19 protein-coding genes are annotated in these 25,472 nt (G+C 68.2%); 3 read left to right on the top strand and 16 right to left on the bottom strand.

Annotated elements, in window-relative coordinates; translation table 11 throughout:
* The first annotated feature begins 2 nt into the window (after positions 1-2).
* Positions 3-1,310 (top strand): tetratricopeptide repeat protein, encoded by a 1,308-nt coding sequence (locus tag AB6807_RS26795; protein ID WP_371086933.1) that lies wholly within the window; start codon positions 3-5, stop codon positions 1,308-1,310.
* Here the strand turns inward: AB6807_RS26795 and AB6807_RS26790 are convergent.
* From AB6807_RS26790 to AB6807_RS26770, 5 genes are read right to left on the bottom strand one after another with little or no spacing between them, the layout of a single operon-like run.
* Positions 1,307-2,722 carry a coniferyl aldehyde dehydrogenase gene (locus tag AB6807_RS26790; RefSeq protein ID WP_371086932.1) on the bottom strand — a complete coding sequence of 472 codons (1,416 nt, stop codon included), beginning with the start codon at positions 2,720-2,722 and terminating at the stop codon, positions 1,307-1,309. The two genes, AB6807_RS26795 and AB6807_RS26790, sit on opposite strands and share 4 nt — an antisense overlap.
* Positions 2,723-2,726: 4 nt before the next feature.
* Positions 2,727-3,599 (bottom strand): ammonia-dependent NAD(+) synthetase, encoded by an 873-nt coding sequence (gene nadE, locus AB6807_RS26785; protein ID WP_371086931.1) that lies wholly within the window; start codon positions 3,597-3,599, stop codon positions 2,727-2,729.
* Between the two features lie 26 nt (positions 3,600-3,625).
* Positions 3,626-4,798 (bottom strand): phospholipase A, encoded by a 1,173-nt coding sequence (locus AB6807_RS26780; RefSeq protein ID WP_371086930.1) that lies wholly within the window; start codon positions 4,796-4,798, stop codon positions 3,626-3,628.
* Positions 4,795-5,364 carry a hypothetical protein gene (locus AB6807_RS26775; RefSeq protein WP_371086929.1) on the bottom strand — a complete coding sequence of 190 codons (570 nt, stop codon included), beginning with the start codon at positions 5,362-5,364 and terminating at the stop codon, positions 4,795-4,797. The genes AB6807_RS26780 and AB6807_RS26775 overlap by 4 nt, the downstream gene beginning before the upstream one ends.
* Positions 5,361-7,457 (bottom strand): ATP-dependent helicase, encoded by a 2,097-nt coding sequence (locus tag AB6807_RS26770; protein ID WP_116910765.1) that lies wholly within the window; start codon positions 7,455-7,457, stop codon positions 5,361-5,363. The genes AB6807_RS26775 and AB6807_RS26770 overlap by 4 nt, the downstream gene beginning before the upstream one ends.
* A gap of 177 nt (positions 7,458-7,634) precedes the next feature.
* Here AB6807_RS26770 and AB6807_RS26765 point away from each other — a divergent pair, with 177 nt between their 5' ends.
* A complete protein-coding gene (locus AB6807_RS26765) occupies positions 7,635-8,678 on the top strand; it encodes an AEC family transporter (protein WP_371086989.1) in 1,044 nt (347 codons plus the stop codon).
* 39 nt (positions 8,679-8,717) lie between these two features.
* On the opposite strand, the gene AB6807_RS26760 is transcribed toward AB6807_RS26765, so the two are convergent.
* Complete coding sequence (locus AB6807_RS26760; protein ID WP_371086928.1) at positions 8,718-9,467, bottom strand: hypothetical protein; 750 nt, start codon at positions 9,465-9,467, stop codon at positions 8,718-8,720.
* 289 nt (positions 9,468-9,756) lie between these two features.
* On the opposite strand from AB6807_RS26760, the gene AB6807_RS26755 reads away from it, so the two are divergent.
* Positions 9,757-9,966 (top strand): hypothetical protein, encoded by a 210-nt coding sequence (locus AB6807_RS26755; protein ID WP_371086927.1) that lies wholly within the window; start codon positions 9,757-9,759, stop codon positions 9,964-9,966.
* A 72-nt stretch (positions 9,967-10,038) separates the two neighbouring features.
* Here AB6807_RS26755 and AB6807_RS26750 read toward each other — a convergent pair whose 3' ends face one another.
* From AB6807_RS26750 to AB6807_RS26705, 10 genes are all read right to left on the bottom strand, one after another.
* Positions 10,039-10,920, bottom strand: a complete 882-nt coding sequence (locus AB6807_RS26750; protein WP_371086926.1) for a hypothetical protein — start codon at positions 10,918-10,920, stop codon at positions 10,039-10,041.
* A 49-nt stretch (positions 10,921-10,969) separates the two neighbouring features.
* Complete coding sequence (locus AB6807_RS26745; protein ID WP_371086925.1) at positions 10,970-13,117, bottom strand: primosomal protein N'; 2,148 nt, start codon at positions 13,115-13,117, stop codon at positions 10,970-10,972.
* Between the two features lie 405 nt (positions 13,118-13,522).
* The gene (gene hemE, locus AB6807_RS26740; protein WP_371086924.1) at positions 13,523-14,632 is read right to left on the bottom strand and encodes a uroporphyrinogen decarboxylase; all 1,110 of its coding nucleotides are present in this window, start codon (positions 14,630-14,632) and stop codon (positions 13,523-13,525) included.
* 103 nt (positions 14,633-14,735) lie between these two features.
* The gene (locus AB6807_RS26735) at positions 14,736-15,386 is read right to left on the bottom strand and encodes a hypothetical protein (RefSeq protein ID WP_371086923.1); all 651 of its coding nucleotides are present in this window, start codon (positions 15,384-15,386) and stop codon (positions 14,736-14,738) included.
* Positions 15,383-16,057 (bottom strand): hypothetical protein, encoded by a 675-nt coding sequence (locus AB6807_RS26730; RefSeq protein WP_371086922.1) that lies wholly within the window; start codon positions 16,055-16,057, stop codon positions 15,383-15,385. The genes AB6807_RS26735 and AB6807_RS26730 overlap by 4 nt, the downstream gene beginning before the upstream one ends.
* Positions 16,054-18,327: a M23 family metallopeptidase gene (locus AB6807_RS26725; protein WP_371086921.1), complete on the bottom strand. Its 2,274-nt coding sequence runs from the start codon at positions 18,325-18,327 to the stop codon at positions 16,054-16,056. The genes AB6807_RS26730 and AB6807_RS26725 overlap by 4 nt, the downstream gene beginning before the upstream one ends.
* Positions 18,328-18,340: 13 nt before the next feature.
* Entirely contained in the window at positions 18,341-20,812 is a 2,472-nt protein-coding gene (locus AB6807_RS26720; protein ID WP_371086920.1) for a type VI secretion system Vgr family protein, read from the bottom strand.
* Between the two features lie 101 nt (positions 20,813-20,913).
* The gene (locus AB6807_RS26715) at positions 20,914-22,266 is read right to left on the bottom strand and encodes an MFS transporter (RefSeq protein WP_371086919.1); all 1,353 of its coding nucleotides are present in this window, start codon (positions 22,264-22,266) and stop codon (positions 20,914-20,916) included.
* A gap of 134 nt (positions 22,267-22,400) precedes the next feature.
* Positions 22,401-23,093 carry a thioredoxin family protein gene (locus AB6807_RS26710; protein ID WP_371086918.1) on the bottom strand — a complete coding sequence of 231 codons (693 nt, stop codon included), beginning with the start codon at positions 23,091-23,093 and terminating at the stop codon, positions 22,401-22,403.
* Positions 23,094-23,188: 95 nt separating this feature from the next.
* Positions 23,189-25,438, bottom strand: a complete 2,250-nt coding sequence (locus tag AB6807_RS26705) for a protein-disulfide reductase DsbD family protein (RefSeq protein WP_371086917.1) — start codon at positions 25,436-25,438, stop codon at positions 23,189-23,191.
* Positions 25,439-25,472: the final 34 nt, after the last annotated feature.

Genomic DNA, 25,472 nt, shown 5'->3' with positions numbered 1-25,472 from the left:
CCGTGAAGCGCCAGGCGATTCCGTCGCGTGCGCCCGTGGCCGCCAAGGTGACGCAGCAGGCGCTGAACGCCATGGGCGAGCGCTTTCGCACCGCCTTCGCGCAGGGCGACTTCGCGCAGGCGCTCAAGTTCGCCACCCAGGCCTGGCATGCCACGCACAGCCCGCAGCCGCTGGCCGACGTGGCGCTGTGCCAGATGCGCCTGGGCCAGCCGCAGCAGGCCTACGACACCTACCGCCGCGCCATCTTGCAGCTGAAGACCGCGAACACCTACGACGGATTGGCCGAGGCGGCGGGGCAGCTCGGCAAGCGGGACGAAGTGCGCGAATACGGCACGGCCTCGCTGCGGATGAAGATGCAGGAGGCGGCGCGCGAGCCCGCGGCTGCCACGCGCGACGCCGCAGGCCCGCCGCCTTTCGACGCCGACGCGCGCGAGCGCAACCTGATCGCCTTCAGCCTGTTCGGCCGCGACCCGCGCTACTGCGAGATGGCGGTGCTGAACGTGCGCGCGGCGCGCGAGCTGTTCGCGGGGTGGACCTGCCGCTTCTACGTCGACGACACGGTGCCGCCGGCCGTGCGCGAGCGCCTGCTGCAGGCGGGCGCCCGCGTGGTCGATGCGCACGCGGCGGGCGGCACGGGCCTGCCGGGCACGATGTGGCGCTTTCTTGCGCTCGACGACCCGGGCGTGGACCGCGTGCAGTTCCGCGATGCCGATTCGCTGCTGTCCACGCGCGACCAGGCGGCCGTGCACGCGTGGTGCGCTTCGGACCGATGGTTCCACGCGATGCGCGACTACCCCACGCACTCCGAGCTGCTGCTCGCGGGCCTGTGGGGCGCCTGCCGGGGCCTGCTGGCCGATGTGGAAATCGGCATGCGCGCGTACCTGGCGAGCCGGCCGTATTCCGCGCACTTTGCCGACCAGCACTTTCTTCGGCACCGCATGTGGCAGGTCGCGCAACGCAGCCTGCTCACGCACGACGCATGGTTCGATATGCCGGGCAGCCTGCCCTTTCCCGCGCATGCGCCGATGGCCGTGGACGCGCGCTATGCGCATGTGGGGGCGAACATCGGCGCGCCGTCGATGCACGTGGCGCATGCGGCGCCCGACGGCACCGCGGTGACGTGGACGCTGTACGACGCGCAAGGGCAGGCCGTGTGCGCCTACGACGCGGTGATTGCGGGCAACGGCTTCACTGTCGGCATTCCCGCGCCGTACGCGGCGGAGTTGAGTGCGGGGCGCTGGAAGGTGCTGACGCGGCCCTTGTCCAAGGCCGAGGGCCATGCCCCGGCCCCGGACCCGGCTCCAGGCTAGCGCAGCAGCAGCTTCATCATCCGCGCGAAGGTCTTGCCATACGGCGGCCTGAACAGGCCCACGCCGTTGAACGCGGACTGCTGAAAGATCGGCTTGAGCTTCGAGAAGGTCTGGAAGCCGTGCTCGCCGTGGTACGCGCCCATGCCGCTGGCACCGACGCCGCCGAAGGGCAGGTCGTCTTGCGCGACGTGCATCAGCGTTTCGTTGATCGACACGCCGCCGGCCACGGTCTGCTGCATCACGCGCTCGATGGTGGCGCGGTCTTTCTCGAACAGGTAGAGCGCCAGCGGGCGCGGGTGCGCGTTGACGTAGCCGATGGCTTCGTCGAGGGTGCGGTACGTGAGTACCGGCAGCAGCGGGCCGAAGATTTCTTCCTGCATCACGCGCATGCCGTCGTTCACGCCCGTGAGCAGCACGGGCGGAAAGCGGCGCGTGGCGGCGTCGGGCGCCATGTCGCTCAGCGGCAGCGCGGTGGCGCCCTGTTGCTGCGCCGCGGCCGCAAGCGCCTGCAGCCGCTCGAAGTGGCGCGGGCTCACGATGCTGGTGTAGTCAGTGCTGCTTTCCAGCCGCGGGTACATCGAGGCGAACACGCGCCGCGCCGCCTCGGCGAAGCGCTGCTGCTGGCCTTCGGGCAGCAGCACGTAGTCGGGCGCGATGCAGGTCTGGCCCGCGTTCAGCGTCTTGCCCACGAGGATGCGTTCCACCGCCTTGTCGAAGTTGGCGCCGGGCCCGACGATGGCCGGCGACTTGCCGCCGAGTTCGAGCGTGACCGGCGTGAGGTTCTCGCTGGCGGCGCGCATCACCTGGTGGCCCACGGCGGTGGAGCCGGTGAACAGCAGGTGGTCGAAGGGCAGGGCGCAGAAGGTGCGCGCGGTGTCGGCGTCGCCGTTGACGATGTCGATCTCGTCTTCGGCGAAGGCCTTGCGCACCAGCGAGGCGAACAGCTCGGCGAAGCGCGGCGTGAACTCCGACTGCTTCACCATCACGCGGTTGCCCGCGGCCAGCGCCGCGGTCATCGGGCCCACCGCGAGGTACAGCGGGTAGTTCCACGGCACCACGATGCCGACCACGCCCAGCGGCTGCGGCATCACGCGCGACGATGCGGGCTTGAACCACAGGCCGGTGGCGCGGCGCTTCACGCGCATCCAGCGCTGGCCGTGGCGCAGCGCGTGGTCGATGCCCTCGACGCTGGGGAACACCTCGGCCAGCTCGGTCTCCTGCGCGGCGCGGTGATGAAAGTCGGCGCTGATGGCCGCTGCAATGGCCGCGCGGTGGTCGACGACCAGCGCGCGCAGGCGCTTCAGGCGGTCGGCGCGCTCGCGCCAGGGCGGGGTTTGTGCGCGCAGGCTCGCGGCGCGCAGGGCGTCGAAGCGGTGTCGCATGGCGGGCTGCGTCAGGGCTTCGGGCGCCATGGCGTCAACCGGCGGAAGTTTGTGGGTGCGTGGCGGGTGGGGCCGGTTCGACGGGCAGCGCGCGCTTATGGGCGCTCTTGCGGTGCGTCGAAAGAATGATGTCTCGCGCCTGCGCCGACACCGGCTTGCCTTCGAGAAAGTCGTCGATCTGCTCGTAGGTGACGCCGAAGGCGTCTTCGTCGGGCTTGCCCGGCACCAGCGACTCGAGGTCGGCCGTGGGCACCTTGTAGACCAGCGCGTCGGGCGCGCCCAGCAGCTGTGCCACCGCGCGCACGCGGCGCTTGTTCAGCCCGGTGAGCGGCGTGATGTCGGCCGCGCCGTCGCCGAACTTGGTGAAGAAGCCCATCAGCGCCTCGGCCGCGTGGTCGGTGCCGATGACGATGCCGTCATGCGCGCCGGCCACCGCGAACTGCGCCACCATGCGCTCGCGCGCCTTGATGTTGCCGAGCACGAAGTCTTCATGCGCCGCGTCGCGGAACTTCAGGTCGCCGGCCTTCAGCGCGGCCAGCATGCCGTCGGCCGCGGGGCGGATGTCCACCGTGATGGTGCGGTCGGGCTGGATGACGGCGAGCGACGCCTGCGCCTCGGCCTCGTCCTTCTGCACGCCGTAGGGCAGGCGCATGGCGATGAAGGTGGCGTCGCGGCCTTCGGCGCGCAGCTTCTGCACGGCGCGCTGCGCGAGGCAGCCGGCGGTCAGCGAGTCGACGCCGCCGCTGATGCCCAGCACCAGCGTCTTCAGGCCGGTCTGCTTCAGGTAGCTGGCGAGGAAGTCGACGCGGCGTTCCAGCTCGCTCGCGGCATCGAAGACGGGCGCGACATGCAGCGCCGCGATGATCTCGCGCTGCGTGGCGTCGACGGGGGAAAGGTCTGCGCTCATGGGCTTTGTCAAAGGTGAGGGAAGGGTCAGAAATCGACGAGGCTCAGGCCGATGCTGAGCACCGTGCGCTTGCGGTTGTAGTCCACCAGCGTGTCGCCGTAGCCCGAGAACAGCTGCGTGTGGAAGCGCAGGTTGCTCTTGGTCGGGTCGCCGATGGCCTTCAGCCATTCGAGGCGGATGGAGCCGCGGCCGCTGTCGCGCAGGTTGTTCCGCACCGTGATGCCGAACTGGTTGTCGCGGTTGAAGTTCCAGCGGCCGGTGAGCTCGGCGCGGCCGATGTAGTCGGCGATGTCGGGGTTGTCGTCCTTGGCGGCATTCTCGGAAATGCGCTTCCAGATGCGCCCGGTGATGGTGAAGCGGTCGTCCAGCTCGGCGCCGCCCATCAGGTACACGCGGTTCCAGCTGCGCGAGAGCGGCAGGGTCTGGCCGTTCGACTGGTGCACGATGCCCAGGCCCGCGTAGCGCCAGCGCCAGCCGCCGGGCAGCTTGAAGTCGGTCGGGTAGACATACATCAGCTCGGGTTCGTGGTCGGTGGTGCGGAACGGGCGCGAGATGGCGCCGTTGAACAGCTGCCAGGTCGACTGCTGGCTGTAGGCGAACCACAGCGAGTCTTTCTTGGTCGGGTCGTTCTGCGTGAGCATGCCCTGCGCGAGCTTGGTGCGCACCGACAGGCCGATGCGCATCTCGTTGGCCTGGTAGGCAACGGGGTCGCCGGTGTGGCCTTCGGAGGGCGAGGTGGGCGTCTGCGGCTTCTGGGTGGCGGCGGAGACCGACACGTTCAGCGGGCGGTAGCCACGAAAGCCGAAGGTGCCGCAGTCGGTGGCGTTTTCCAGTTCCCAGAAGCGCGACAGCGTGGAGTACTGGCGGTCGCGGCAACCTTCGGTGGTGGCCACCGAGACCACGCGCGTGGCGGGCATGGCGCTGTCCACCGGCGGGGCCTGCGTGCTGGCCAGCACGGGCGGCGCCACGGGCACCGACACCGAGGGCAGCGTCTGCTGCTGCGCCCAGCGGTCGAAGCAGGCCAGGCGCGCCTCGTTGCTGGCGCCGAGCGCGGTGCACTGCTGCCAGGTGAGCTGCGCATCGGCCAGCGGGCTGGCAGGCTTGTCGACGGCCTGGGCATGGGCCGCGGCCGCGCCGCCGATGCAGGCGGCCAGCGCCGCGAGGCGGGAGAAGGTGAACTGGGGAGGCTGGGTCTTCATTGCTTTCCTTCCTTGGGCGCGGGTGCATCGGCGCCAGGGGATGCGCTGGATGCACCGGTGGGGGCTGCCTGGGTCGCGGCTGTGGACGTGTTGTTCACGGGCGTGATCTTGCCGAGCACGAACGGGTGGGTGCTCTGGTCGGCGGCGTTGCGCCACGTGCCCCTGAACTCGCGCCCGCACGAGCGGGCCTGCAGCTTGCCGGACCACACGCCGCTGATGGCGCGGCCGTCCTGCGATTCGTCGATGGAGAGCGCGCCTTCGTCGTCCACGTCGCCCGCGAGCTGGGCGACGGCGGCCTTGGCGGGGTTGTTCGGGTTGCGCGTGATGGTGCCGCGCACGCCGTCGTAGTCGGGGTGCTTGCCTAGCTGCACCGCGGCCGCGGCGGGCAGGCCGTCGAAGCGGGCCTCCCAGCGGCCGTACAGCGAGGCCAGCGGCAGGTCGCGCGCGTCGGCGGGGCAGTTGGGGTCCTTGGCGGTGGCGCAGCCTGCGAGGACAGTGGCCGACAGCAGTGCGGCGGCCAGCAGCGCACCGCGCGACGTGGCCAGGTGAGTGCGGGCCGTCTTCATTGGATGGCCGCGGCCTTCGCCGCACTGTCCTGCGCCTTGCGCGCGAACTCGGCGCGCAGGGCCTTGAGCTTCTCGCGCGGGTCTTCCTTGATGGTTTCCTTGTTCAGGCCCATCTCGGCGATGAAGCGGCTCGGAATGCAGGGCACCATCTCGCGGCCCTGCTTGCGCTTCTTGGTCCAGCTCACGGCCAGGCTGCGCTGGGCGCGCGTGATGCCCACGTACATCAGGCGACGTTCTTCCTGCAGGCGCTGCTGCGTCTCGTCGCTCACCACCTGCTGGCGGCCGTTGTCGTCGTCGAGCTTGAAGGGCAGCAGGCCCTCGCTCACGCCGATGAGCATCACGTGCGGCCATTCGAGGCCCTTGGAGGCGTGCAGGGTCGACAGCGTGACCACGTCCTGGTCCTGCTGGCGCTCGCTGATGGTGGACAGCAGCGAGATGGTCTGCGCCACCTCGAGCAGGCTCTTGCGCTCGGTCTCGATGTTGCTGTCGGCGCCCGAGGTGTCGTCCAGCGTGCCGCCGGCGCGCTGCGACATCCAGTCGACGAACTCCAGCACGTTGGTCCAGCGCGAGGCCGCGGCGGCCTCGCTGTCTTCGCCGTCGTACAGGTGCTTCTCGTAGTCGATCTCCTTCAGCCAGTCGAGCATGAAGGCGCGCGAGTCTTCGGCGCCCATGGTGCGGCGCGCGCGGTACTCCAGGTCGTTGATGTAGCGGCCGAACTCGTGGATGCCCTCGAGCGTGCGCTTGGGCATCACGCTGGGCAGCGAGGGGCTGAACAGCGCCTCGAACAAGCTCAGCTTGTACTGGCTCGCGAAGCTGCCCAGGCTGGCCAGCGTGGTGTGGCCGATGCCGCGCTTGGGCGTGGTGATGGCGCGCAGGAACGCGGGGTCGTCGTCGTTGTTGACCCACAGGCGGAACCAGCCGCACAGGTCCTTGATTTCGGCGCGGTCGAAGAAGCTCTGGCCGCCCGACACCTTGTACGGGATCTGCGCCTTGCGCAGCGCCTGCTCGAACACGCGCGCCTGGTGGTTGGCGCGGTACAGGATGGCGAAGTCGCGGAACTCCTTGTGCTGCTTGCCCTGCGTGAGCGAGTCGCCCGCGCGGATGCTCACGATGCGCGCCACCGCGCGCTCGGCCTCGTGCACCTCGCTGTCGGCGTCCACGATGCGCACCGGCTCGCCTTCGCCGAGCTCGGAGAACAGCGTCTTGGGAAACAGCTTGGGGTTGGGCCCGATCACGTTGTTGGCCGCGCGCAGGATGGCGCTGGTGGAGCGGTAGTTCTGTTCCAGCTTGATGACCTTGAGCGTGGGGTAGTCCACCGGCAGCTTGCGCAGGTTGTCCAGCGTGGCGCCGCGCCAGCCGTAGATGGACTGGTCGTCGTCGCCCACGGCGGTGAACTGGCCCTTGTCGCCGGCCAGGGCCTTGAGCACCTCGTACTGGGTGGCGTTGGTGTCCTGGTATTCGTCCACCAGGATGTGGCCCAGCGCGGCCTGCCACTTGGCGCGCACTTCGGGAAACTCGTACAGCAGCTTCAGCGGCATGCCGATGAGGTCGTCGAAGTCCACGCTCTGGTAGGCCAGCAGGCGCTCTTCGTAGCGCCCCATGATCTTGGCGGTGATGCGCTCGTTGTCGTCCACCGCGGCGGCCTCGGCCTGTGCGGCGTTCAGGCCCATGTTCTTCCACTTGCTGATGGTCCACTGCCAGATGCGCGCGGTGGCCGTGTCGGAGCTGCCGCCGGCGTCCTTCAGGATCTTGGTGACGTCGTCGGAGTCGAGGATGCTGAAGGCCTTCTTCAGGCCGAGCACCGCGCCGTCTTCGCGCATCATGCGCACGCCCAGCGCGTGGAAGGTGCAGACCACGACCTTGCGCGCGTCCTTGCCTATCAGGTCCTTGGCGCGCTCGCGCATCTCGGCGGCGGCCTTGTTGGTGAAGGTGATGGCCGCGATGCGCTGCGGCTCCAGGCCGGCCTGGATGAGTCGGCCGATCTTGTGCGTGATCACGCGCGTCTTGCCGGAGCCTGCCCCTGCAAGCACCAGGCAGGGACCGTGCATGTAGTTGACAGCTTCCTGCTGCGCGAGATTGAGACCGTGGGACATGGGGGTGTGGAAGAGCCGGAAATCGCCGTGCGCGGGTAAGCGCAGGCGAAAAAGCGCGAAAGCCGTGGAAAGCGGGCAATGATACGGGGACGGCCCCGCGCCGGGTTGTAGGCGGCGCCCCTGCGAAAGACACCCTCAGGCGGGCCGCGGGCCGGAGTGCTCAACGACAATGGCCCGGTGCTGCCTGTATTCCTTGTTACCTTCCCTTTCTTCGCGTTAATAGCGGCCGGCTACGCCGCCGCCCGGGCGCGCCTCTTGCCGCTGGACGCAATTCCGGGGCTCAACACCTTCGTGCTGTATTTCGCGCTGCCGTGCATGCTGCTGCGCTTCGGCGCGGGCACGCCCATCGGCCAGTTGCTGGACGGCAGCGTCGCACTGGTCTGGGGCATTTGCGCGCTGGCCGTGGTGGCCGGCGTGGTGCTGTTCACGCGCAACGCGCGCATCGGCTGGAACGACGCGGCCTTCGGCGCGCTGGTGGCGGCGTTTCCGAACACCGGCTTCATGGGCGTGCCGCTGCTGGTGGCCCTGCTGGGGCCGCCGGCGGCGGGGCCGATGATCATCGCGATCGCCTTCGACATGGTCGTGACCTCGTCGCTGTGCATCGCGCTGTCGCGGCTCGACGGGGCGGCCGGCGCGGGGCGCCAGGGTGCGTCGCTGGCGGCGCGCAAGGCGCTGCGCGGCATCCTGGTCAACCCGATGCCGTGGTCGATCTTGCTGGGCGTGCTGCTGTCGGCCGCGCGCTGGCAGCCGCCGGGGCCCATCGAACGCACCATCGCGATGCTGGCGGACGCGGCCTCGCCGGTGGCGCTGTTCACCATCGGCGCGGTGCTGGCGCGCTCGGCGCTGCTGGCGCGCGAGCACGACGCCAGCGCGGCCGTGGCGCAGGCGATGGGCACCGGGCGGCAGGCGGCGGCCAGGGCACCGGGCCAGGCGGCAGGCAAGGCGCCCTGGCGAGACGTGCTGCCCGTGGTCGTGGTCAAGCTGCTGGTGCACCCGCTGCTGGTGTGGGGCCTGGGGCTGGGCGCGATGGCGCTGGGGCTGCCGCTGTCGCATGCGGCGCTGGTGGTGATCGTGCTGGTCGCGGCGCTGCCGAGCGCCAGCAACGTGTCGATGCTGGCCGAGCGCTTCGGGGCGGACAACGGGCGCATCGCCCGCATCATCCTGTGGACCACGGTGGTGGCCTTCTTCAGCTTTCCGCTGGCGGTCGGCTGGCTGCACTGAGCGGCTGGAGCGCCGCGGTGCCGCCGTGCCGCGCCGTGTTCAGGGCGTCAGCACGCCCAGCTTGTAGGGGTCGGCATCGGGCAGGCGCTCGCACTTGGAGAAGTCGCGGCCCTGCGTGCCGTCGCAGTAGTAGGTGTTGTAGACGCGGCCGAACAGGGTCGGGCTCGCGGTGAAGAGCACGCCGTGCTCGGGCTGCCAGTTGTCTTTGGTGGTGTCCTTCGGTGCGTCCTTGACCGCGGCCATGCTGGCTTCCACGGGCTTGGCGTTCACCGGGGTGGCCGTTGGCGCGGCCGATGCGACGGTCGTGCTGGCCGAGGCATTGTTCGCGGAGGTGACGGATGTGGCGGAGGGCGGCGTGAAGTCGGCCAGCGTCTTGTGCGCCTCGTCGCCGCGCCAGCGCACCGCCAGCTCGGCCGCCGTCGGCCGTACCGCCACCGGCAGCAGGATGCCGTTGACCTGCCCGCCGTAGCCGAAGCGGTGCGTCTTGCCTGCCAGGAAGGCATAGGCGCAGGCCGCCATGCACTGGCCCCGCACCTCGGTCTGCACGCCGCTGGTGCGAATGGCCTCTGCATAGGCGCCGGCCGCCTCGGCGGTGCCGCCGAACGAGTCCTCGAAGACCACGGTGTGTACCGTGCCGCCGCCGAGCTGTTCGTTGAATTCCTTGATGGCGCTGCCGTCGAGCATGCCCGAGACCACCAGCCGGCTGCCTTGCAGCGCAAGCTCGGCCGCACCGGCGGAGGGCGCGCCGACCAGACCGATCAGGCCGGCCACGCCAGCCGCGAACGTCATGCACGACGCGAAAGACAGAACCCAACCTGGTATGGACGGCGGCTTCATGACGACCTTTGCGGAACCTCTGCGAGAGGCGGGCTGGTTTGGAACGCGAAATCCGCTGCGAGTTCGCACGTTTACAGCTTGAGCAGCGCCACCCCATGCCGTCAACTGTTTTTTCACAAATTTTCGGGTAAGCCATGGCAGGCCTTAAGGCATAGCCACCGCTACCTCTTCAGGTGAATGCTTCAGTTTGCATTGGCGCTGCTACAGTGTTCCCACGTCAAAGATGTGAATGGGGCGCGCAATGGCAATTCTGGTTCGCATCCTCCTGTGGTTTTCCTGGCTCGCCGCGGTGGGCTGGTTCTGGCATGCCGGCAAGTACGGCACGGCCACCGCCATCGCGCTGGGCGCGCTGAGCCTGGTGGTGTTCGCCTGGCCCTCGAACATCGTGCGGCGCCGGCACAACGAGTTGCGCTACGTCGACATGGGCAAGGGGCCGACGGGCTACCACTGACAAGCGCGTGGTTCGGAAGGCCGCGCCGTTCTGCGTTCTGTCCCGCCGGCGGCCCCGCCGTTCTGTACAGCCTCAAGACCCCGGCTGCTGCAGCCGCTGGAACTCGTGGCGCTTCATTTCCATGTAGTCGTTGCGGTCCACCTCGTGCAGCTGCTGCGCGTACTGCTCGGTGGCGTCGAACCACGTGCCCAGGCGCTGCTCCAGCTGGCTCGCGGCCGGCGCGTTCACGTAGCTGTCGATGGCCAGGTAGTAGCGCATGGTGTTGCGCTCCACCACGCCGCGCACCCCGCCGATATAGTCGCCGTCTTTCTTCGTGAAGCCGACCTTGTCGCTGCCCAGCGTCGCGAGGTAGCCCTTCATCGCCAGCCGCGCGGCCGTGCCGTAGGCGTACGCGTAGCTCATGTGCAGGGCGGTCTTGCCGTCGTCGGCGGGCGTGGCCTCCAGCACGATGCTGTAGTCGCGCGTCGAGAGCGGCCCCGTGGCCGCGCTCAGGCGCACGTTCAGGTAGTTGGCGTCGGCCTTGGCCACGCTGTAGGCGAAGTCGATCTTCTGCGCGTCCGACAGCGGCTGGTCGAACTTGCGGCCCACGGCCACCGCCAGCGCCGCGCCGCCGTTCTTCACCGCGCAATGCTTGGTGTTCAGGTGCAGCATCAGCACCTGGCACCACGCGGCCGGCTCGCGCAACGCGCCGCTCACCTGGCCGAAGGGGTGGTCGACCAGCGCATACACGTCGCCGCTCAGGCGGTCGGGCGTTTCGTTCGACTCGATGGTGAGCGGGCGCTTGAAGACGTTGCGCGCCAGCTGCGGCTTCAGCGCGTCGACCTTCGCGCGCAACGCGGCGCCGCCATCGGGCTGCTGCGCCGTCGCCGCCAGCGGGGCGAGCACCACGAAGGCCGCCAGCAGCAAGCCGGCCCAGGGTCGGCGTGCGGGGAGGGTCGTCGGATGGTTTTTCATGCAGGTCACCTTGGCCATGCACGCGTGCACGCGGTGCAGGACAACCGGCTCAGATGCTGTGCGGATCGACGTCGACGAGCCAGCGGATCACGCCCTTGCCCTCTGGCGTGCGCCGCAGTTCGTGCAGCAGCGGCTGCCACAGCGCCAGCAGGCGCTGCAGCGCGGCGCGCGAGCCGCTTTCGATGAGCATCTGCGCGCGCTCCACGTCGGCCACCCGCTGGATGGTCAGCGGCACCGCCGGGTAGCGCGTGACCAGGTCGGCGCCCGGCAGCGCCTCGGCCTGGTCGGCGGCGATGTTCAGGAAGCCCTGCGCCACCGACTGCTCGCGCGCGTCGGCCCGCAGCAACGCCTGGAAGGCGAAGGGCGGCATGGCGGCGGCGCGGCGCTCGTCGAGCTGCTGCTGCGCGAAGGTGGCGTAGTCGTGCCGGCGCAGCGCGGTGAACAGCGGGTGCTGCGCGTGGTGCGTCTGGATCCACATCTCGGCCCTGGTGCCTTGCGCTGCCAGGTAGGCGGCGTCGCGGCCCGCGCGGCCGGCCGACTGCATCAACAGGCTGAACAGCCGCTCGGGCGCGCGGAAGTCGCTGGAGAACAGCGCGCCGTCGGGGTTCACCGCGGCCACCAGCGTGATGCGGCGAAAGTCGTGGCCCTTGGCGATCATCTGCGTGCCGACCAGCACGTCGACCTCGCCTGCGTGCACGGCGGCCAGTTGCGATTCGAGCGCGCCCTGCTTCCTGGTGCTGTCGGCGTCAATGCGCGCGATGCGCACGGCGCTGCCGTCGGGGTGCTTCACCGTGGCGAAGAGCTCGGCCAAATGCTCTTCGAGCCGCTCGGTGCCGCGGCCCACGGGCGCGATGTCGGGGTTGCCGCAGGCCGGGCAGGCGCGCGGCACGCGTTCGGTGAAGCCGCAGTGGTGGCAGCGCAGCGTGCGGTCGATCTTGTGGAACACGCGGAAGGCGCTGCAGTGCGGGCATTCGCTCTTCCAGCCGCAGTCGCCGCAGGCCAGCACCGGCGCGTAGCCGCGCCGGTTCAAGAAAATCATGCTCTGCTCTCCGCGCGCGATGCGCTGGCCGATGGCGTCGAGCAGCGGGGCCGAGATCACCGTTTTCGCCGGCTGCTGGTTCATGTCGACCAGCCGCACCGCGGGCAGTTCGCCGGCGCCGATGCGCGAGGGCATGGCCAGGCGCACATAGCGCCCGCCCGGGTCGTCGCCTTCGGGCGGCCGGCTCTGGTGCCAGCTTTCGAGCGACGGCGTGGCCGAGCCCAGGATCACCTTGGCCTTTTCGCGCTGGCCGCGCCACACGGCGAGGTCGCGCGCCGAATAGCGAGCGCCTTCCTGCTGCTTGTAGCTGGGGTCGTGCTCCTCGTCGACCACGATGAGCTTCAACCCCGGAATCGACGCGAACACCGCCATGCGCGTGCCCAGCACGATGCGCGCCGCGCCGCCGTGCGCCGCCAGCCAGCTCGCCAGGCGCTGCGGGTTGGTCATGCCGCTGTGCAGCGACACCACCGCCTCGTCGCCGAAGCGGGCCTTGAAGCGCGCTTCGAGCTGCGGCGTGAGGTTGATCTCGGGCACCATCACCAGCGCCTGCGCCTCGGGGTCGCGCGCCAGCAGGTCGGCCACGCAGCGCAGGTAGACCTCGGTCTTGCCGCTGCCGGTGCTGCCGACCAGCAGGAAAGTGCCGGTTTCGGCCTCGATGCGCGCCAGCGCCGCCGTCTGCTCCGCGCTGAGCGCGATCAGGTTCGCCGACTCGGCCGTCTCGGCCACCGGCCCGGCCGTGGTCTTGCGCTTGAGCCGGCGCGCCAGCTGCGTGGTGCTCAGGTCGCGCAACTGCGGCGGCAGCGCGGCCAGGGCGATCTCGCCGATCGAGCGCTGGTAGTAACGCGCGGCGAAGGCCACCAGGTCGCGCCAGGCTTCGCCCAGCGGGGCAAGCGCGTTGAGCGCGGCGCCCACGGGCTTGAGCGCCATGTCGGGCTCGGCCCCCTCCAGCGAGGTCGGCGGGTTCCACACCACGCCCAGCACCTCGCGCTTGCCCAGCGGCACGCGCACCAGCGTGCCGGGCGGCAGCGGCTCGGCACCGGCGTAGCTCAGCAGGTCGCCCAGGGCGGCATGCGCGGGTGTCTGCACCGCGATGTCCAGCCGCCACACAAGGGCCGCGGGGCTACCGTTCGTCGGTTCGATGGCCCCATCGAGGGGCATGGCGGGGGTGGAGATGGAAGTCCTTCTTGGCAAGGTTTGTTAATGCGGCTTTGAACAACTTCGCTTAAGTCGTTGATTTTCCTGGGCTTTGGAATCCATCCAGAGTTTCTGTGGATAACTTTGTTGACAACGAGGCTCGACGCGTCGCCAAGCCTTGCAAATCAAGGCTTCCGCTGGAATGCCCGGAAAAAAAGCAAAAATCAAATCCTATATAAATCAACAACTTAGCGGTGCTATTGCTTTGGGAGCAAAGCAAGCGGGCGCCTCGAAGATCTTGCGCACTGCAACACGTCTTTTGTGCATAAGTCAGTACCCATATACCGTTTTTGAGCTTGACAAACGGTTCGGGAGCCCAGTTCGGGGGTGGCTTGCGTGCTGCGCGCGCCGCCCCTCAAGACACAGTGCTCAACCGCGCAGGGCGCGCGACTGGCTGTGCACCGCCTGCACCAGCGCCGCCACGTGCTCGGGCGGCGTGAACTGGCTGATGCCGTGGCCCAGGTTGAAGATGTGCGTCGGGCCCGGGGCGTTGCGGTCGGTGTGCGGTGTGCCGAAAGCGGCCAGCACCTTGGCCACCTCGGCCTCGATCTGCGCGGGCGGCGCGAACAGCACGTTCGGGTCGATGTTGCCCTGCAGCGCCTTGGCCTTGGCGTCGCTGCCTTCGGCGACCTGCTTGCGCGCGGCGCCGAGGTTGACCGTCCAGTCGACGCCCAGCACCTGGCAGTCGAGCTCGCGCATGGCGTCCAGCCACAGGCCGCCGCCCTTGGTGAACACGATGCGCGGCACCGGCTGGCCGTCGGCGCCGGTGCGCTTCAGGCCGGCCAGCACGCGGGCCGTGTAGGCCAGGCTGAATTCCTGGAACGCGCCGTCGGCCAGCACGCCGCCCCAGCTGTCGAACACCATCACGGCCTGCGCGCCGGCGTCGATCTGGGCGTTGAGGTACGTGGCCACCGCGTCGGCGTTCACCGCGAGGATGCGGTGCATCAGGTCGGGGCGGCTGTACAGCATGCTCTTGACCAGCCGATAGTCGCTGGAGCCTGCGCCTTCCACCATGTAGCAGGCCAGCGTCCACGGGCTGCCCGAGAAGCCGATGAGCGGCACGCGGCCGTCGAGCGCCTTGCGGATCGAGCCCACCGCGTCGAACACGTAGCGCAGCTTCTGCATGTCGGGCACCTCGAGCGCGGCCACCGCCGCCTCGTCGCGCACCGGGCGCGCGAAGCGGGGGCCTTCGCCGGCCTCGAACGACAGGCCCAGGCCCATGGCGTCGGGCACCGTGAGGATGTCGGAAAACAGGATGGCGGCGTCGAGCGGGTAGCGCGCCAGCGGCTGCAGCGTGACCTCGGTCGCGTAGTCGGTGTTGGTGGCCAGGCCCATGAAGCTGCCGGCCTTGGCCCGCGTGGCCACGTACTCGGGCAGGTAGCGACCGGCCTGGCGCATCAGCCAGACGGGCGTGTGGTCGGTGGCCTGGCGCCAGCAGGCTCGCAGGAAGGTGTCGTTTTGCAGGGGGGCGAAAGGCATCCGGGCATTGTCGCAGGGGTGTGTGCCGGGGCGGGGCCTGTGAATTGCCGGGATGCGCCGGCGCGGTCAGAAAGGACTGCAGCCGGTGTCGCGACCAGGAGACTCAGTCGAGAAACTCGATGCTTCGAAGCAGGTCGAGCGCCTCGGATTTAAAGACATTCACCGAGCTGTCTTGCTTCTGGCCCAGGAGCCCTTCGCCACAAAGCGCCCTGGGTGGGCGAAGCAGACAGAACGAAAGAACCACTGGGCCGTTGCTTTTCGCGTGGCTGTCGAACTCGGAAGGAGGGCCGCCTGAATCGGCTTGGGTGCCGTCGACGATGGCGTAGCCGCTTGCATTGCGTGACCGCAGTTGAACGAGCTGGTATTTGGCGCTGTACCAGCGGTACAGCCATCGCTGTTCGCGTCGGGTTCCTGCGCTGTCTATGACGCGGCTCCAATCCAGAACCCAGTTGCCTGTGTAGGGTTGCAGCGTGGCTATGCCGTGAGACCCGACACGTGCGTCGTCGCTCGAGACACAGTGCCACGTTCTTATCAACTCAGGCAGTGGGCTTTGGGTGGCGCGGGAGAGGCCGAAACGGCCTTCGTTTTTCGACGTTTCCTTTTTGTCGATGTTGCCGTGCACATCGGCAAAGCGAACGTTGCAGTCGGAGCTCAAGCCGATGGAGCTCGCCGATGTCGATGTTGTTGACGCAAGCGCTATGAAAAATGTCGCAGCCAGCTTGGCAACGAACAGGATCGGCGCAGCTTTCGTCAAGGGTTCTTGCGGAGTAAGAGCGTCATGGCTTGAATTTTTTTCAACAATTCAAGGAAATTTGTGTGGGAAGTAAATTGAGATTGACCCATGATAGTTTGCTGTTCACCGAAGAGGCAAAACTTGATGTCGAACAGTCGCTCGGAGCGAGGTTTGCGATCAGATTTTGAAATTACGGCGAAGCCAGTCCAATTTTTTCCATTCAACGCTATGGGTGGGGCATAAAGCCCGCCATAGCCATTCTCAAGCATCCATTTTCCATCCGTTCGCCGGCTTGGGCAATTGACTTCGACCAGGGAAGATTTATTAGACAAGGCGCCCGGTGCGCACATCAACCCGAACCACCGCTCGCCCGTTGAGCGCGGCTTGATGTATTTCCATGCCAGATCAGAGTACGACTCGACATTGGGTTTATGAAGGAAGGGGGAAGATGATTTTTTTAGAGGACCGGCGGGTGTATAGAAAACCGCGTCATTGAAAGAGGAAGAAGTCCAGAAGTACTCTCCGCGTGAAAGCGGAATTTCGATGGCGCAATTTCCGATTCGAGCCTCGTAGGTTTGAGGGCCTCGAACAATCAGTCTGTCGTTGGGCACGGTCTCGGCTGTGGCCGAAGCTGCGCTCCACGTACCGAGGATTGCCAGCGCACAAAGCCAGCAGTGTTGTAGCTGTCTCATGGCCTTCGATAGGAGAAATCGACAGGCATCGCGCTCGTGGCACCCGTGGTGTTCGGAAACTGCGCATTGTCCAGAAGAATCATCTGAGCGTTGACGAACGCCATGAACCTGGCTTGAATGCCCCAAATGGCTGAAAACCTGTTGCTTGGGCTGCCCAGGTTTACGGTCGCAGCTACGTTTCCAAAGGCCGAGTTTTCGTAATAGTGCTTGGCGCCGTTTTTGGTTGGAAGCGCTTTTATTGTATTTGTGGTGTTGGACAAGTAGCCATCCGCCGCTTTCGATGCATCCGACCATGCCCAGTAGGCGCCCGCACTGTGCGCTCTTTCGTGCGCGCCACTTTCGAGGGCGTTTCTCAGGCCTATTGTGGTTTGACTGACTCTGGTGATGCTGTCGTCCAAGGAATTGGTGGGATCTGTCATTCCTCCTTTGCGATTTGTATTGGCGATGCTCCATTGCGTGGTCAACGCTGTTTTTTCGGCGGTTGGAATTGCGATGCCGCGAAATTCAAAAAATCGCAGGTAATTTGCTGGATGCGTCAGTTGCAGGAAACCTCGGCCGTCCCAAGGCTTGTACCAATAGGGGCTGTTCTCATGGAATTTCTGGTACCACTGGGTTTCCTGCGTCGTGTTTCCCAAGAAACAAGCAAGACGGATCGGTGAACTGGCAACGCAGAACTTGCGCAGCGACTTGTTGAGTTCCACGCGCCTCGACTGAGCGGCGGGATCCGCGATGTCCAGAATGCCTGCCGCGCCGCTCGACGGAACGCTTTCCCAGACCCAGACTTTCTTGTCTTGCCGCAGCGAGTTTGCGGGCAGCAACTGCAGCAGTTCATTGCGAGAGAGCCAGCCGCACTTCCTGAACTGATGGATGAATTCCCGAGGGTGAAAGTGCCAGTGCTTGACCGTCAGCCGCGCCTTGTCTTCCTCGGGCAGTTCCTCCCAGAAGCACAGCTTCTGCGCGAAGTCGGCCATCTCGGTGAAGTCGGTCTCGTCTTCCAGGGGATAGGGCATATGGGGATTTCCGGTTTTCCGGGTCCACGCCCAGCGGGAGCGCACTTCGCCCCTGGCCCATTCGGTCGGGAACTTGCAGATGGTCTTGGCGAGCTTTTCCTGCACCGCGGGCCTGCACAGGTTCTGAGCGCGGTCGGCGGCCTTCTGCGCGGGGGTAAGCGGCGTCGCGGCGTCCGCCACCGGCGAACCCAGCATCGCCGCAATGGCCGCCGAGTCGCAACGGCTGTCTTCGTCCGTGACGTCGTCGTCGATCAGGCGCCAGCCGCACCAGTGAGGAAAGTCCGCGTCGCTGAACTTCCGCGTGCCGGCGGCGTTCAGGTTCACCCAGGCGCCATCGGGCTTGCCCGGCAGCACGACCTTGCGCCAATGCGGCGCGTCAGCTGGCAGCGGATCGATGCCGAGGTTTCTCGCGAAGCGAAGCAGCTCGTACCAGCCGCTCGGGCTCGCGCTTGCGGGCGCCTGCCGGTGCCGGGCCGCGGCTTCGGCGTAGAGGTTGTACTCGGCGTCCGGTTCGGAGAGGCGGCCGATCTCGCTGCCGTCGAGCTTGCGGGTGCTGACGATCGCCGCGTCTGCGTAGCGGATGCCGACAACCAGTTCGTCGGCACCGCTGTCGCCTGCGCGGGCGGGTGGCGTGCCGGTGGGCATGGCGCTGTAGAACGCACTCTTCGCAGGCAACAGCACGTGGATTTCTCCGAAGACAGTGCTGACGCGGCCATCGTTGGCCATGTTCAGGGCACCGGTCGTACGGCCTGTGAGCTGAAGCATGTCGGCATCGCCGGCAACGATTTCCAGGTGAATGCGGTCGCCCTGTCCGTGGATGGTGCCCGCCAGTCCCAGCAGATCCTTGCGATGGATCGCGCGGCCCACCGCCGGCAGGTTGCCATCCAACTGCCGCAGATGCTGCGTGATCGAGTAGTACACGACCGTGACCGGTGTCGTTCCCTGGGCCCCGATTTCCGTCGTGTGGCGAATCACGACGCAGCCGGTGGAATGGTCTTCGTTGTCATAGCGCGCGTTGCCGCTGCCGGGGCGACCGGCGACGAAACCGTCGCGCCGAAAGATCACGGTGCCGTCGGCGATGGCGCGCACCGGTTCGTCGCTGGTCGGCGCATGGATGTGCAAGCCGCCGTGCCAGGCCATGGCCTGGCTGACCGGGTAGGCGCCGCTGCCGACGATGCCGCCGGGCATGACGCTCTTCACGCACTGGTCGTCGTAGACGGGAATGTCGCGCAGCGAGAGAAAGGGAGGGCTGATGATCATGTCGCCTGGCCCTTCAGACGGAGAAACGAAACCTGGCCGAAGGCGCAGGCACGTTCGGCGCGTCGAACGAGACGACCGGCACCGGTCGGCTCTGGGGCCCGACCTGCGCGTGCAGCGCCGCATGCTCTTGCCATGTGCCCGCGGTGCCGTGCGTGATGCCCTGCGCGCTCCACTCGGTGTAGCTGCCGCCGCCGATGATCACGACCTTCTTGCGCGCCGTGATGTGCAGTTCGCCCTCGATGCTCTTCAGCACCACGTCCTCGTGCGCCAGCAGCGTGAGTTCGCCGTCGTGCGCCTGGACCTCGACCGGGCCTTCGCTCGCGACGAGCCTGATGCCCTGGCGGTGGGTGAAGGCCCGCAGGCCGTCCGCCGCACTGGCGAGCCAGCGTTTGGCGGTGCTGATCGACGCATGGCCCTGGCTGGTGAAGGCGCTGTGCCGCGCGGTGTGCAGGTGGATGCTGCCCGGCGTGCTGGCTTCGATGCCCGCGGGGCTCGCGAGCAGCAGGTGGGGTTCGTCCAGTTCGGGGTGTTCGCCCTGGCGGCCTTCGATGGCGTCGTTCTGCGCCTGGAGCGCCTGCTGCACTTCGTGCTGGTCGGTGCCGCGGTCTTGCGCCTTGTGCACCTGTGCCGCTTGCGCGAGCGCATCGTGCTGGTCTTGGGCCGCCTTCAACCGTTCGACGGTTTCTCCCATGTCCTTCGCATGGCTTGCGGCGTGGGGCCTGGCCTCGGCGCTGAGGAGCAGGCCGCTCCCTGCCCTCAGCACCCCGTGCCCGTCCGTTCTCAGTTCGAAGCCTTCGCCCCTCGGTTCCTTGCGCCCTTCGTGGCGCTCGACGCGCGTGATGGCGCCGAGGCTCAGCGAGCTGGAGCGGTGGTCGCTCCTGAGTTGCGCCTGGATCTGGTCCTGCGTGTCGTCCAGCACCAGGTGGTTGCCGCGGCCCATCGCGCTGTTGCCGCCTTCGGCTGTGAGCTCGCGGGAGCGAAAACCGGAAAGCGCCGACTGGTCCGGCAGCGCCCAGAGCGGCTTGTTGTTCTGGTTGTGCACCCGTCCCGAGCACAGCGGCAGGTCGGGGTCGCCGCCGATGAAGCTGACGACGACCTCCTGGCCGATGCGCGGCAGGTGCATGCCGCCCAACTGGTTGCCCGCCCACGGCGAGCCGACCCTCAGCCAGCAGCTGCTGTGCTGGTTCTTGCGCCCGGCGCGGTCCCAGGGAAACTGCACCTTGATGCGGCCGAAGGCATCGGTCCACAGGTTCTCGCCTTCGGGGCCGACGACCAGCGCGACCTGCGGGCCTTCGCACAGCGGCTTGGGTTGCGTCAGCGCCGGGCGCAGCACCTGCGTGGCGGGGTGGGCGGTGAAGTCGACCTGGACCTTCCATTGCTGCTTGCGGTCGGTCGCTTCGGTGGCCTGGCTGTTCTCGCCGATGTCCTCGATGAGGAGGCGGGTGTCGAGCACGAGGTACTCGGCGTTGGCTCGTTCACTCTGATGCCCGGTCAGCCTGAAGGTGCGCCCGGCCACCATGGCGCGCAGGTTGCCGCTGGCCTGCACGCGCGCGCTGCCGGTGCGCAAGGCCTGCATGCGCAGCAGCGCCAGGTGGCTGGCCTCGTCGTGGGGGTCGTTGGCGGCGGCGCGGCCCGCCCGGGGTTGGGCGACGTGGACGCCGCCGGTCGGCGCGTGCCACTGGTAGACCTCGCCGCCGGCCTGGCCGGTGGGGCGCGGATCGCTGCGGCTCGCGCCCAGGTCCGCGCCGGGGCGGGTGTAGTCATGGTCCCTGGTGGTGTAGCGGCCGCTGGCCAGGCGGTGCGAGGGCACGAAGCGGTGGATGTACTCGGCATCGAGCTTCCAGCCGCGCGCGTGGTACTCGACCTGTCGGTACGCCTCGCCGTCGGCTTGCTCGTACGCCGCCATCGCGTCCGAAAGCACCAGCCTGTGCTTGCCGCCCGAATGTTCGAAGTGGTAGCTGATGCCCCACTCCTGGCACAGCCGGCGGAAGAAGTCGAAGTCGCTCTCGTTGAACTGCGTCTGGTAGTCGCGCACGGGGTAGGTCGCGAGCAGCCGCTTGTCGACGGGAAACAGGTAGCCTGCCAGCAGCTCGTCGAGGATCTCCACGACGGTCTTGTCCTGGAAGATCCTGCAGTCCGTGCGCAGGGTGGCCAGGTGGAGCCAGGGGCGCAGGGTGAGGCGGTACTGGATGTGCCGGCCTTCCTCGCCCCACATGCCGGCATCGGTGATCAGCGCGTTGATCTGACGGGGCGCCGCACCGTCGAGCGCGATCTCGCAGCGCAGCTCGCGGCCGATGAACGCGTCGAGATCGAAGTCCGCGGCGCCCGAGGCGCCCAGGTTCAGCGCGTCCGGCGTCTTGAGCAGCAGCTCATACGCGAAGAGGCTGTCGAGCCCTTCGCGTCCCGAGAGCCGCACGGGCTCCAGCGCGGGACGACCGAGGGCGAGAGGGATCGCAGGGGAACAGACAGACAGCGTGCGCGGCATCGACGACTTCCTTGGCAGGACAAGAGGTCGCGGCAGTTTGCGAGGACTGCCTTGCTGACACTGCTAACAATCGTCACCCTGCCAGTCCGGCAGGCCGGCGTTCAAACCACCGGCACGCGCCGCGAATCCGCCGCGCTCACGTTGCGCCGGTACAGCACCAGCGTCGCGATCAGCCCGCAGATGGCCGCCGCCGTCATCCACAGCCCCGGCGCGCCCTTGTCGCCGGTCATCTCGATCAGCCCCGTCGCAATGGCCGGGGTGAAGCCGCCGAACAGCGCCGTCGCCAGGCTGTACGCCAGCGAGAAGCCGGCGGTGCGCACGTTGACCGGCATCACCTCGGTCAGCGCCACCACCATCGCGCCGTTGTAGCTCGCGTACAGGAACGACAGCCACAGCTCCACCTCGAGCATGCGCGCGAAGCTGGGCGCGCCCACCAGCCACTTGAGCGACGGGTAGGCCGTGAGGATGGTCAGCACCGTGAACAGGATCAGCAGCGGCTTGCGCCCCACGCGGTCCGACAGCGCGCCCATGATCGGCAGCCAGATGAAGTTCGAGATGGCCACGCACAGCGTGACCACCAGCGCGTCGGTGGTGCTCAGGTGCAGCACGGCCTTGCCGAAGGTGGGCGTGTACACGGTGATCAGGTAGAACGACACGGTGGTCATCGACACCAGCATCATCCCGGCCACCACCAGGCCCCAGTTGCTGACCATCGAGCGGAAGATCTCGCGCGCGTCGGGCCGGTGCTTGCGCGCCATGAACTCCTCGGTCTCCTGCAGCGAGCGGCGAATGATGAACAGCACCGGCACGATCAGGCAGCCCACGAAGAAGGGCACGCGCCAGTAGAAGTCGCCGATTTCCTGCGGGGTGAAGGTCACGTTCAGCCAGTAGCCCAGCGCGGCGGCCACCACGATGGCCACCTGCTGGCTGGCCGACTGCCAGCTCACGTAGAAGCCCTTGTGGCCCGGCGTGGCCATCTCCGACAGGTAGACCGACACGCCGCCCAGCTCCACGCCGGCCGAGAAGCCCTGCAGCAACCGCCCGATGAGCACCAGCAGCGGCGCCACCAGGCCGATGGTGGCGTAGGCCGGCACGCAGGCGATCAGCAGCGTGCCCGTGGCCATCAGCGCGAGCGTGACGATCAGCCCCTTGCGGCGGCCCACGCGGTCGACGTACGCGCCGAGAAAGATGGCGCCCAGCGGGCGCATCAGGAAGCCCGCGCCGAAGGTCATGAAGGTGAGCATCAGCGAGGCGAACTCGTTGCCCGCCGGAAAGAACGCCTTCGAGATCTGCGTGGCGTAGAAGCCGAACAGGAAGAAGTCGAACATCTCCATGAAGTTGCCGCCGGTCACGCGCAGGACGGTGGCGACTTTCGAGGAGGAAGCGATGGCGGTGGTGCCGGAAGCGGCATGGCCGCTCGCGCCTTGCGGCGCTCTGGAAGGCGCGGTGCCCATGTTGTTGTCCCCTGTGGCGTATGTGGATGCCAAGGGTAGGCCGGGCTTCCCGACCGCTGCCTGACTGCGGCGGTCAGGTAGCTGTCACGCCGGGCGGGAGCGGCGGCGAAAGTCCGATCGCGTCAGGTCTTGCGTCAGGTCTTGTATTTGATCGAACACCCGTACGGCCGCGTGCTGGCCGCCGATATCGGCTTGCCGCCGAAGGCCTCGCCCAGCGCCTGGTTCACGTAGTTGGTGGCGGTCTTGATGTCGTCGGCCCGCGCCGAGGCGATGCTGTCGATGCCGCCCGCGTACACCAGCGTGCCCTTGGGGTCGATGATGAAGATGTGCGGCGTGGTGCGCGCGCCGTAGACCTGGCCGATCACGCCGTCCTCGTCCATCAGCACGGCGGTGGGCGCGGCCCTTTGCGACTTCATCCAGGCGTCCATGGCGTCGGCCTTCAGGTAGTCGGTGGCGGCGCGCTCGGTCGAATTGATGGCCAGCCACACCACGCCCTTGTCGGTGGCGGCCTTCTGCGTGGCGGGCATGTTGCCGCTGCCGTAGTGCTTGCGCACGAAGGGGCAGCCGGGGTTGGTCCATTCGAGCACGACGAACTTGCCCGCGAAATCGGACAGCTTGTGCTTGGCGCCGGTGGTGTCGACGGCGACGAAATCAGGGGCCTGCTGGCCCACGGCCGGCGCGGCAAGGGCGTTGGTGCCCATCAGGAAGGTGGCGCCCAGCGCCACGGCTGCGGCGACGACGGCACGGCGGGAGGCCCGGCTCAGGGCGGCGCGGGCATGGCGCGCGGCGCGCAGGGAACGCGAGTCGGCGGTTGGCGAAAGAGACATGGCCAGCTTGAACTCCAAAAGAAAAATTCCAAACAACAACTGCAGCTTAGAACGGTTTCTTCAAGTGCATGTGACAACCCATGTCACAGCGGTGGTCAAAGCGCGGCGAGCGCGGCGCGGACTTCGTCCTTGCCCAGTATCTCGGTCAGCACCACCGGCGGCTTGCCCGGCGCCTGCAGCACGTACACCGGCACGCCGCTGCGGCCCAGCGCGGTGAGCGCGGCGGTGATGGCCGGGTCGCGGCGGGTCCAGTCGGCGCGCAGCATGGCGACCTTCTTGGCGTCGAAGTCGGCCAGCACCTGCGCGTCGGCCAGGGTGCTCTTCTTGTTGTACTGGCAGGTCACGCACCAGGCGGCGGTGAAGTCGATGAACACCGGCCGGCCATCGCCCGACAGCTCGGCCACGCGCTCGGCGGACCAGGGCTGCCAGCGCTGGCCTTGTGCTCCCTGTGTGCCTTTCGTGTCGGCAGAGGCCAGCTGCGCCGGCTCAACCGTTTGCAACACATTGCGCCCGATGGCGGCCGCCAGCACGGCGGTGAAGGCGATCAGCAGCCCGGCAATCACCACCCGCGTGCGGCCGGTGAGCGTAAGCGCCCAGACCACGGCGGCCATGCACACCAAGAGCGCCAGCAGCGTGCCTGCGCCGTCGATGCCGCTTTGCTGGCCCAGCACCCACACCAGCCACGCCACGGTGGCGAACATCGGAAAGGCGAGCAGGCGGCGCAGCGTGTGCATCCACGGGCCCGGCCGGGGCAGCAGCCGCGAAACGGCGGGCACGAAGCTGGCCGCCAGGTAAGGCAGCGCCAGCCCCAGGCCCATGGCTGCGAACAGCAGCAGCGCCTGCGCGGCCGGCAGGCCGATGGCAAAGCCCAGCGACACGCCCATGAAAGGCGCGGTACAGGGCGAGGCGATGACCACGGCCAGCACGCCCGAGAGAAAGTCGTTGGCCAGTGGATGCTTGGCCTGCGCGCTGCACACCGAGGACGGCGCGGCACGGCCGAACTCGAACACGCCCGCCAGGTTCAGCCCGAGCAGGGTGAACAGGGCCGCCAGCGCCGCCACCACGCCCGGCGACTGCAGCTGAAAGCCCCAGCCCAGGCCGGCGCCGGCCGCGCGCAGCGCCAGCATGGCGCCGCCCAGCGCCAGAAACGACAGGATCACGCCGCCGGTGTAGGCCAGCCCGGCCCTGCGGTGCGCGCGGTCGTTGCCCGCCTGCCGCGCGAAGCCCAGCACCTTGATCGCGAGGATCGGGAACACGCAGGGCATCAGGTTGAGCAGCAGGCCGCCGAGCAGGGCGCCGAACAGGGCGGCCATGAAGGTGGTGGAGGAGGGGGCGGGCAGGTCGGTGGCCGACCCAGCTGTATTAGCTGCATTGGCTGCAGTGGCCGCGTTGGCGGTCAGCGCGGCCTGCAGCGCGGGCGACACCTCGGCGCGTGGCGCGGCGGCCGCGGGCCAGGTGCCCGACACCGACGGCTCCGCGCGCCAGGCGATCGGCTGGCCGGCCTGCCGGTCGGCCTCGGCCAGCGCCACCACCAGCGGCATCGCCGTGGGGCTCGCGCTGCGCTGGTCGGCCAGCGGCATGGTGGCGGTCCAGGTGCCGTCCTGCCAGGCCTGGGTCCAGTCCTTGCCGGAAACCGCCGCGGTGCGGATCACCTCGGGCGTTTCGGGGAAGAAGCCCAGCGTCTTGCCCTGCACGGCGGCGGGCAGGCCTTCGAGGCGCACCTTCAGCGTGTGACCGTCGACCTCCACGCTGCCGGGCTTGGCCAGCGGCTGGGGCTGCGCGGCGGCGGCGGTGTCGAAATCGGCCTTGTGCAGCGCGGTCGAGCCCTGCAGCGGCAGCGAGAGCGAGAAGGTGCCTTCTTCGGGAATGCATTCCTTGCGGCACACCAGCCACGAGGCCTTCAGCTGGATGTCCATGGCCGGCGTGTTGCCCAGCGCCACCGGCGGCTTGTACAGCGTGGACACCTCCAGCGGCACCGACAGCAGCACGGTGTTCTCGTAGCCGTAGTTGGCCAGGCTGCCGACCGCGATCTTCTCGGGCACCGGCCAGGCGATTTCGCCGGTGGACACGCCGGGCGGCAGCGTCCACGTCATTTCGGTGGGCAGGCCCGAATCGCCGGCGTTCTTCCAGTACGTGTGCCACTCGGGCTGGTGCGTGATCTGCAGGCCGACCCACACCGGGGCGCCGGGCGTCACGCCGTCGGGCGCGTGCGCGATGAGTTCGGCGCGCACATGCGGGGTGGTGACCACCGCGCCCGGCTTGGACTCCAATTGCGCGGCGGCCGGCATGCTGGCTGCGGCGGTTGCTATCAGAAGCGTAGCGAAATGGATGCGCGAGAAGATCATGCCTGCTGTCGGAGCGTTCAGTGGGGGCGAAGTT

The sequence above is a fragment of the Variovorax sp. RCC_210 genome (assembly GCF_041355175.1).
Lineage (GTDB): Bacteria > Pseudomonadota > Gammaproteobacteria > Burkholderiales > Burkholderiaceae_C > Variovorax.
This window is presented reverse-complemented; position numbering and strand designations above follow the sequence as displayed.